The sequence below is a fragment of the Blautia sp. MCC269 genome (assembly GCF_018785655.1).
GTDB lineage: Bacteria > Bacillota > Clostridia > Lachnospirales > Lachnospiraceae > Blautia_A.
This window is the reverse complement of record NZ_WQQE01000096.1, coordinates 1-8,435: the sequence shown is the minus strand read 5'-3', so window position 1 is coordinate 8,435 and position 8,435 is coordinate 1. Positions and strand designations below refer to the sequence as shown.

At 38.4% G+C, this 8,435-nt stretch carries 7 protein-coding genes; 2 read left to right on the top strand and 5 right to left on the bottom strand.

The genetic code is table 11. The annotated features are described in order from the left end of the window. The first annotated feature begins 166 nt into the window (after positions 1-166). Together GPK88_RS17850 and GPK88_RS17845 are read left to right on the top strand one after the other, a co-directional pair. Complete coding sequence (locus GPK88_RS17850; protein WP_156724234.1) at positions 167-1,888, top strand: MobA/MobL family protein; 1,722 nt, start codon at positions 167-169, stop codon at positions 1,886-1,888. Continuing rightward, positions 1,866-2,573, top strand: coding sequence for a DUF6040 family protein (locus tag GPK88_RS17845; protein ID WP_008394183.1), 708 nt, complete (start codon positions 1,866-1,868; stop codon positions 2,571-2,573). Before GPK88_RS17850 ends, GPK88_RS17845 begins: the two co-directional genes overlap by 23 nt. A gap of 195 nt (positions 2,574-2,768) precedes the next feature. Here GPK88_RS17845 and GPK88_RS17840 read toward each other — a convergent pair whose 3' ends face one another. From GPK88_RS17840 to GPK88_RS17820, 5 genes are all read right to left on the bottom strand, one after another. Further along, positions 2,769-5,096 carry an ABC transporter permease gene (locus tag GPK88_RS17840; RefSeq protein ID WP_006859032.1) on the bottom strand — a complete coding sequence of 776 codons (2,328 nt, stop codon included), beginning with the start codon at positions 5,094-5,096 and terminating at the stop codon, positions 2,769-2,771. 14 nt (positions 5,097-5,110) lie between these two features. Further along, positions 5,111-5,776: an ABC transporter ATP-binding protein gene (locus GPK88_RS17835; protein WP_006859033.1), complete on the bottom strand. Its 666-nt coding sequence runs from the start codon at positions 5,774-5,776 to the stop codon at positions 5,111-5,113. 151 nt (positions 5,777-5,927) lie between these two features. Continuing rightward, the gene (locus GPK88_RS17830) at positions 5,928-6,959 is read right to left on the bottom strand and encodes a sensor histidine kinase (protein ID WP_006859034.1); all 1,032 of its coding nucleotides are present in this window, start codon (positions 6,957-6,959) and stop codon (positions 5,928-5,930) included. Next, complete coding sequence (locus tag GPK88_RS17825) at positions 6,956-7,645, bottom strand: response regulator transcription factor (protein WP_009265522.1); 690 nt, start codon at positions 7,643-7,645, stop codon at positions 6,956-6,958. Before GPK88_RS17825 ends, GPK88_RS17830 begins: the two co-directional genes overlap by 4 nt. Positions 7,646-7,894: 249 nt before the next feature. After that, on the bottom strand, positions 7,895-8,134 hold the full coding sequence (locus tag GPK88_RS17820) for a DUF6061 family protein (protein WP_006859036.1): 240 nt from the start codon (positions 8,132-8,134) through the stop codon (positions 7,895-7,897). Positions 8,135-8,435: the final 301 nt, after the last annotated feature.

Here is an 8,435-nt window from a genome sequence, read left to right as displayed (position 1 = left end):
TCATGCCGCAGGAGGCACTCTTCGCCAGAGAGGCGCATTCCATGCAGGCTGCTATGCGCAGGGCACTCTTACGCAGAGGGAGTTCCGGCAATGCTGCTTTTTCTAAAACTGAAAGCAATGTTGCCGGAAATCTATGCCGGATACGTCAGAAAGGAGGAATCCAGACATGGCGATTTTTCATTACACAATCAAAATAGTCGGACGAAGTAAAGGGAAATCTGTTATCTCCGCTTCCGCATATCTCAATGGGGATGTGATGAAAAACGAGGAAACAGGGAGAATCAGTTATTACACTTCTAAAAAAGAAGTGGTCTACACCCGGCTGATGATGTGCGAAAACGCACCTCCTGAATGGCAGATAGTACCAGAAGAAAATATAAAACGCTTTCAAAAATCTGTCCGATACAAAAGGTCAGAAGATAAAGAAGCTGCTTTAAAAAAATTCAAAATCACATTTCAGAAACAGAGGTTATGGAATGAGGTATTGAAGATTGAAAAAAATGCAGATGCCCAACTTGGCAGGTCATTTGAATTTGCCCTCCCCAAAGAATGGAGCAGACAGGAACAAATTCAATATACAACCGACTATATCCAAAAAACTTTTGTAGATAGAGGAATGTGCGCTGATTGGAGTATCCACGACAAAGGGGATGGCAACCCCCATGTCCATCTGCTTCTAACTATGCGTCCTTTTAACCCGGATCATTCTTGGGGAAAGAAAGAAGTCAAGGATTGGGATTTTGTCAGAGATAAAAACGGAAATATCGTGATTGATGAATCCCATCCGAACTGGTGGCAGGATAAGAAAAACCCTGACCGTCATGGAATCCGTATCCCTGTATTAGACGAAAACGGAATTCAGAAGATTGGAGCAAGAAACCGCCTGCAATGGAAACGGGTGCTGACCGATGCTACTGGATGGAACAATCCAAAAAATTGTGAACTGTGGCGGAGTGAATGGGCAAAGGTATGTAATGAACATCTGCCTTTGCATAATCAAGTTGATCATCGTTCTTATGAAAAGCAGGGAAAACTCCAGATTCCTACCATCCATGAAGGAGCTGACGCAAGAAAGATTGAACAAAAGTTTTTTGCCGGGCAGGAAATAAAAGGCTCGTGGAAAGTAGCGGAAAATCAAATCATAAAACAACAAAACACGTTATTGCAAAAGATACTAAACACCTTTGGGAAAGTATCGGGTGCATTATCATTATGGAAGGAGCGATTAAATGACATTAGAAGAAAGCCGGGAAATTATACCCTTAATGGAATCCATGATTGGTCAAATCGAAGAACAGCAGAACCTAATGGCAGAAATGATTCTGGAAATGCAGAACCGGGACACTCAACTCTCTCTTATGCAAAAACAGAATCAGAAATTACAAAAATTAAACAACGAGTTATCCGAGCTGCTCAACATTTTGCCAAATACCGAGGAACTGCTTTCCAAGATGGAAGAACAGAAAACGAAGATAGAGCTTTTGGAAAACGAAAATCAGCAATGGCAGAAATTGGCACAGAAGCTGAACAGCGAAAACAGTTTATTACTGAAACAGAACACCGAATTGCTGAACTGGAACAGCAGATAGAGAAAGGACGTGATATAGATGAACGAATCCAGAGAATCAAAGAACGCCGAACAGTTGGAAGAACTTCTGCTCCTGACCGAGGAGATACAAGAAGAACTAGAACAGAAAGAACAGCTTATCGTGGAACTGAAGACGCAGCTCAGCGAATCTCTGACCTTGAACGAGAAATTAAACAAAGAGAACAGAGCCGGGAATATTCAAGCATTAAAGAACGACTTGAAGCTGGCAGACAGAGCATTGCGGATCGAGAAAGAGAAGTTGCGAAGCGCAAACGTCATGATAGAGGAATGTCAAGATAAAATATGCTATTTAACACAGGAACGGGATTATGCCCGGACACATCAGAAAATCGTAGAAATACCGGTAGAAAAGCCGGTACTCTATGAAAAATGTGAAGCCTGTAACCGGACAGCCTATCAGAATGCAAAAGCAAAATACGAAACACAAAAAGAGCGACTTGCAGGACAGTATAAAGCAAAAACGGTAATGTTCCAAACAACCTTGTTCCTTCTTGCATGGTATTCGTTGACAACCACTCTTTTTCAGGCAGTACAGTCAGATATGTTCCTTGTCGATTGTAAATCATTCTTCAATGATTTAGCATCATTCATACAAACCTTTGTCGGATGGACGATTGATGCCGGGCATTCTGCGGCACAGATTAGTACAAAAATTCCAAATGCTTTTATAGCCGGAATGGTATATTGGTTATTGCTAATATTGATTGTAGGAATATGTATGGCAGGAACAGGGATGCTGGCGATACTGATAGAAATAAAGGTTATAGAATTATATAAGAAAAACTGTTGGGATGTTATTACTCTACTAATGATACTGACAAGTGTTGCTATTGTCATTTATTTTGGAGAATCAATCAAAAAAGTACTGTCAGTAAATCTTCTATTGCTTTTCGTACTTTCGCAGGGCGCATATGTTGGAATTAGATGTTATCTTAAAGTTTGGTTAGAAAAAAGACCATATTAGTATTTTCAACTTACTGTATAGACAGTAAAATTACTCCATACCAGCCTAGTGAAAATTTACTGTATGAAAAGAAGTATTACAGAGAAAAAAGGCTGTAAAAACAGGAACAGCCAGCCCGAAAGAATTTACGGACTGGCTGTATCAGCAGAGTAATGTAATTGTGGAGCTGACCGAGATATGAAAAGCTTTCTATCATCAATTTCGCATTATTGCAATAACAGATTGCTTCTTCCATGAATGAATAAGCAATATTGTCATCAAACTTTCAAGCATAAACATAGCAACAGCAAAAAGAGTAAAAGCAACAACCGGAAATACAAATCCCGTAGACATGCCTGCATTTTTCAAAAATATACCGATTGCATATCCGCCGGGGATTCCAACAACAGCAGTTATAAGCAATGCAATCAAAGTAGTAAAAAGACCTTCCATCATAAATGCTTGCTTCAACTGCTTATTTGTCATACCAATAGATTTTAGTGTGCCCATTTCCTGTTTCTGTGATAAAAGATTTGTCACAGTAAGATTGATTTGATTGATGACCGCAAATATCCACAAGATGGCTGCAATCGCATAAGCTAATGTAAAACCTGCACGATTGTCTGATTGGTGTTCTACAATAAAATCTTGAAGGGTTTGTAAGCGAACATCCCTATTGTCAGAAACGAGTAATTTGAGTTCTTGCTCGATTATCTCCTGATATTCAGCTTCTGCTTGTATTTCGATTGCGTATGTACAGTCATAACCTGCAAGTTCTTTGAGCATATTTTCCGGCATTCTGAAAATATAGCCACCCATTCCATCATTGCTGGAAGTGATTGCACCAATTTTGAATGCTTTTGTTATTGTTTTACCACTATGATTTTTGAAATTAAAGGTCACAGTATCCCCAATTTGAGGTTTCCAATGGTAAACATCATAAATACGTTCGGGATCACTTACAACTAATTCTGTATCATCAGTAATATTTCCAGACAAAACCGCTGCATTTAGCGACGCCAAATCCTTTTCATTATAGCCGAGCATCAAGGTGCTATCTGAAATATCATTGTCTGTTGAGAAATCAACTGGTACGGTAGCATAAGTAAATATATTGCTAACTCCCTCTATATCTCCAACACGCTTTACATAATCAGAAAAATATTCTTTCTGCAAGAGAGCATCCAAATTTTCACTTTCGTTTTCTAAATCAATGCTGATTTTGAAATCTCCGTACTTCATATCCCAATAACGAGCCATACTCTCGGCATTAAAAGAACTCTGATAACTTGCTGCAAGGAAAAATATAACTCCGCACAGTCCCAATGATAAAATGGTCAATAGAGATTTTTTTCTGTTTCTGGAAAAGCTGATTTTCGCTAAATATACAGGCGTAATACGATGTCTTTTGTGAGTGCGGTAATTTACAATTCCCACTGGATTTTTCAGGGCGGAAATTGGAGAAGTATTCGCTGCAATTTTTGCTGGTTTACGAACACTAATATAAACAAGCAGTATTCCAAAAAGGCATGCGCCACATAGAGAAACAATAAATGCAAATACTGACCAGCCTTTTGATTGCAGACAATAGCTGATGATCGTTCCCATGATACTACCAATTAAAATCCCCGGAACTGCAAGCATATAACCCTGTTTAAGAACTATTTTATAAATTTGCTTTTTACTTGCCCCTATTGTCCGAAGCTGTCCGAACTCAGCAACTTTTTGTCCAACCGAAATATAGAAAATGCTGTAAATTACAAGTGCGGCAGCTAAAAACAAAATGGCAGCAACTACACCATATACCGCATAATTACTGAAGGACAAAGTTGTATTTACATAATCATAGTAACTGCTGACTGTCCAATTATTCAGTCCAGTCTCCTCTGAAATTTGAGATAATATTTCTGTTGCTTCGTCTTTTGTAAGGGTATCTGCATTTTCAAGCCAAACATATCCATTAAGCAGGTTATTTCCACGTAATTCCCGGCATTTTTCAAGTGAAACAAAAACAGGATAAGCGGTAGAAGTTTTATCATGATAAATACCAACAATAGTATAATTCTTCAAAGTACCATCCAGATTCAACTGAACTATGGCGTTGATTTCCGGAGACTTATTTTCACTGGCAAAAAAGGCATCTGTAACAGCAATTTCACTTGCTTTCTCTGGATATTTTCCGTCAAAGGCAGGAATCAAACTAAGCATGTCATCATCATAATAAATCAGAGACAGTTCTTTAGAATTTTCTTTCACTGTTTTGATATTACAGGAAAGTCCTACACTTTTTACTTCTTCGTTTGCTAACAACTTTTCTTTACTGTCCTGCGTAATGTCAAAGAAAATCCCTTGATGTAATCCTTCGATTTCTTTCTGATTTTGATAAATGATATTTTGCACTGTGAGCAACGACATCATTATCATAGCAACGGCTACAATAATTGCCGAAAGGCAAAATAAGTTTTTCTTCTTATCAAAACGCACACTTTTTCGTGCTAATTTTTTAATTACTGCACTGGTATCATTTTCAAAAGGATAATTCATAATTCCCACCTCCTTTAGCCAACAATTTTACCATCTTCAATCCGTACAATGCGGTCTGCGAGTTGAGCGATCTCGTTATTGTGAGTAATCATTACAATGGTCTGATTAAATTCTCCGCTGGTATGCTTCAAAAGCCCTAACACATCTGCACTGGTCTTGCTATCAAGATTTCCGGTCGGTTCATCAGCAAGGATAATCGCAGGCTTCGTAATTAAAGCTCGTGCAATCGCTACACGTTGCTGTTGACCGCCTGAAAGATTGTTCGGCATATTTTCCAGTTTATCTTCTAAAGCCAACATATACACAACTTCGTCCATAAATTTCTGGTCTACTGTATCGCCATCCAGTTCCACAGGCAGGACGATATTTTCATATACATTCAAAATCGGAACCAGATTATAATTTTGGAAGATAAATCCGATGTTACGACGGCGGAAAATTGTCAATTCATCATCATTCTTTTTTGCGAGTTCTTCTCCCCGTACAATCACGCTGCCGGAAGTGGGGGTATCAAGTCCTCCCATCATGTGAAGCAATGTAGACTTACCGCTGCCGGAAGTTCCAACTACGGCAACAAATTCTCCCTGTTCCACAGTAAAATTTACACCATTAAGGGCACGAGTAATATTTGGTTCTGTGCCGTAATACTTCTTTAAGTCGATTGTTTGTAAAATGCTCATATTCAAATGCTCCTTTCAAGGCTTTCTATCTGTTGATAAAGCCATTGTAAACCACAAATGTTACACAAATGTCCGAGATAGAAAAAATTTTTATCGAAAATCAGAGTGAAATGTTACAACGCTCGGACATTTCAAAAAAAGTGGTTATATCTTACCTTACAGGAAGCATAATAGAAAATTCTGAGCCTTGCCTCAGCTCTGAAACAACCTTGATATAGCCCCCTTGCCTTGTTACAATCTCACGAGCCAAATACAAACCTATTCCCACACCCTGTTGATCGTGTACTTCTTCCTCACGATAGAAGCGCCGGAAGATGGCAGCCTGATTGCTTTCTGAAATGCCCTTGCCGGTGTCGGTCACTTTGACCTCTACGTACATTTCCCACTGAACCACTGATACAGAAATCTTTCCACCTGACGGAGTGTATTTTACTGCATTGTCCAGCAGATTGAAAAGGGCTTCGCTTGTCCACTTGCTGTCATGGGAGATTATCAAATTTTCCGGGCAATCCACGGATACAGCAATTTCTTTTTTCTCTGCGGCATATACAATACTGCTCATGGCTTGTGCAAGCGTATGGAATAAGCTGCTGTCTTTCTTTTCTAATCGTATTGCTCCGGTTTCCAACCGGGACGTTTTAACCAGTGCTTGGAACAGAAAATCCAGTTTATCAGTCTGACTACGTATGCCTTGTAAAAAGTCCATCCGTTCTTCTTCTGAAACAGGCTTTGTTAAAAGTGTGTCCGTTACCATTTGCAAATTGCTGACAGGCGTTTTAACTTGATGTGAAATATCAGAAATCAGCATTTGAAGCTCCTGTCGTTCCATGTCTACCTTGTGCCGGTTTTTCTGCATAATCTCATACAACCGAATTAAGCGGTGGTTGATACGGGCAAAAAGAGTTTCACTATCATTTGACTTTTGTAATTCCTCGTTTCCATCAATCATGTTGTCCAGCGTCCGGCACAAATTAGAAGTAAAATGAGAAAGGCGTTTTCCAAAAATCAGCACCAATAGCCAAATCCAGAAAAACGCACAGAGTGTCAATGTTCCACCCACTATAAAAATTCGTATATCCTGCATTATACCGCCGAAAATACCGGTAATTACCAGCATAGAGAAAACCATGCCAGCACTAACCAGTCTACAAATTTTCTTAGCAGAAAGGTTATTCAGATTCATTTCTTTTCGCCTCCTGTCCATTGATACCCCATACCATAAACCGTTTTGATATATGTGTCGCCATCCGCTTCAATCTTACTGCGAATACGGCTGATAGAAGTAGTAAGGGTATGTTCATCTACATATTTTTCATCAACATCCCACAGTTTTTCTAAAAATTGTTGGCGAGTAAGTACCTGCTTCGGATTTTTAAGAAATAGGTTCAACATTTTATATTCCATCGCAGAAAGTGCTAATGGTTTCCCGTTCAAACTTGCAAATTGTTCCGAAAAATCCAGAAACAAGCTACCATCCTCGTAAATATCCTTAGCTGGTTTGTGATGCTCCAACATAGCGAACATGGCTTTGATTTTTCGCTGCAAAGCACTAATCGAAAAAGGTTTCGTGATATAATCCACTGCACCAGCTTCATATCCCCGTATCTGATTGCTTTCCTGATCGTTGGCAGTTAGAAATATAACTACTGTATCAGGATGCTCTGGCTTGATAAGACGGCATAGGTCATAACCATTTCCGTCTGGTAAATTTATATCCAGCAATACCAAATCAAAAATGTTTGTTTTTAATGATTCAGCGGCTGTCCTTGCATTCAGAACAGAAGTTATTGTGTAACCGTCCAATTCCAAATTATAAGTAAGCGTTTTATTCAAAAGATTATCATCTTCGACAATTAAAATATGCTTCATATTATCACTTCCTTTTCTTTTTGCAGATAGTATAACAGGCAAATGTCCGAGAATTGTTACAAGGACAAATATATTTTTCATTTTACAGCTTTTTTCTGTGTACTGCAATTTTATAAAAGAAAGGACAGCAGTGTCAAATTGCTGTCCTTTCTTTTATCATAGCTGGTAGTGTAGAAGCGTGGGTTCATCATATCGGGTGTGGTATCTTTAACTACAGGAAACTCCCTACAACACTATCTCACTTCTTGCTTAATAAAGTTCTAATGAATCTTCTGTATCCACCCACATCTGTAAATTGCCATCAAGATATAATCTTGCATATTCCAAAGGCTCATCCACAGCCAATGAAGTAAGCGCACATTCTGATCCATATGTGGTTTTTAAATTTTTTTCAGCTTCCCAGCAATCAATGCGAAGCATATATCCAGCACTTGTGTAAACATCAATACTATCGTGGTTTATATTATATTCTGCATAAATTGTTCTCATCGTATCTTATCTCCATTTTCTTTTGATAATCAGTTACAGAGTTAAATATCGAAAACATTTCAATCAGTTCACCATGTCGTTATTGTTATATGTTATATTGTGTTATGAAATTTTCTTTCCCTTAATTTTTCCCATATTAAGGTTCATGAAAAGCAATGGGAAAATGTAACACAAGGGAAAGAGTAAGGGAAAGTTCACTTGCTACAAACTTAGTATTTTCACAATGTCATTAACTTAAAAGCAGAAGATATTTATTCCGAAATGGATTAGATATCTTCTGCTTTTTTTGATATGCTTATAT